The organism is Roseateles sp. P5_E11, assembly GCF_054049355.1.
This window is the reverse complement of sequence record NZ_JBFUMO010001016.1, coordinates 1-1,170: the sequence shown is the minus strand read 5'-3', so window position 1 is coordinate 1,170 and position 1,170 is coordinate 1. Positions and strand designations below refer to the sequence as shown.

Below are 1,170 nucleotides of genomic sequence, written 5' to 3'. Positions count from 1 at the left end.
CAGCTTCTCGTCCTTTCGCTCCTCGGAATGCCAGGCCGCTTCGCCGGTGAAGACGCTGCGCGAGATCCGCGTGCAACGGCGCGGCGCCTACTGGCGCTTCGAATTCGAGGCCAGTGCCTTCCTGCATCACATGGTGCGCAACCTGATGGGCTGCATCCTCGCCGTCGGCAGCGGTACGCGCTCGGCGGATTGGGTGTCGGACGTGCTCGCCGCGCGGGACCGCAAAGTGGCGGCTCCGACCTTTGCCCCTGATGGGCTCTACTTCCTCGGCCCGACCTACGATGTCGAACTCGACATCCCGCGCGAGGTCGCGGCTCTGAATTGGCTTCCATGACTCGAATCAAGATCTGTGGCCTGACTCGTGAAGCCGACGTGGAGGCGGCCGTCGAAGCCGGCGCCGACGCCATCGGCTTCGTCTTCTACGCCAAGAGCCCGCGCGCCGTGACGCCCGAGCGGGCGAGGGCGCTGGCCAGGCTGTTACCGCCCTTCGTCACGCCGGTCGGCCTGTTCGTCAACGCGACGGGCGCCGAGTTGCAGGCCGGGCTGGACGCGCTGCCCAATATGCTCGTCCAGTTCCATGGCGACGAGACCCCCGCCGACTGCGACCGGATCAAACGGCCCTACCTGCGCGCTGCCCGCATGGCGCCCGGGGTCGATTTGCTAAACTTCGCCACTCAATTTCCCAACGCCCAGGCCCTGCTGCTCGACGCCCACGTCGACGGTTATGGCGGTGGCGGCAAGGTCTTCGATTGGTTACTCATTCCTCCAAGCGTCAGCTCTCGCCTCGTTTTGTCTGGTGGGTTGAATGCAGCAAACGTCGCCGATGGCATCGCGACGGTACGGCCCTGGGCCGTTGATGTGAGTTCCGGCGTCGAGGTGTCCAAGGGCATCAAGAGCGCCGACCTGATCCATGAGTTCTGCCGCGCTGTTCGTCTCGCTGACAGCCGCGCCGACGCAGAACTGACCCGATAGAGGAAGACCATGTTCCRGTACGACCAGCCCGACGCGACCGGGCATTTCCGCCATGCGGGCACCGCGACCTTCGGCGGCAGCTTCGTCTCCGAGACCCTCGTCCATGCGCTGGACCAGCTCAAGGACGCCTACGCCCACTACCGCAATGACGCCGAGTTCATCGCCGAGTACAAGAAGGAACTCAAGCACTTCGTCGGC

The 1,170-nt window shown here is 65.3% G+C and carries 1 protein-coding gene and 2 pseudogenes; all 3 read left to right on the top strand.

What is annotated here, in order from left to right; translation table 11 throughout:
* Nucleotides 1-334: pseudogene (locus tag ACXJKR_RS33035) on the top strand (tRNA pseudouridine(38-40) synthase TruA); the annotation flags it as partial.
* Nucleotides 331-972, top strand: a complete 642-nt coding sequence (locus tag ACXJKR_RS33030; protein ID WP_457326456.1) for a phosphoribosylanthranilate isomerase — start codon at nucleotides 331-333, stop codon at nucleotides 970-972. The pseudogene ACXJKR_RS33035 and the gene ACXJKR_RS33030, both read left to right, overlap by 4 nt.
* 9 nt (nucleotides 973-981) lie before the next feature.
* Nucleotides 982-1,170, top strand: a pseudogene (locus ACXJKR_RS33025) (tryptophan synthase subunit beta); the annotation flags it as partial.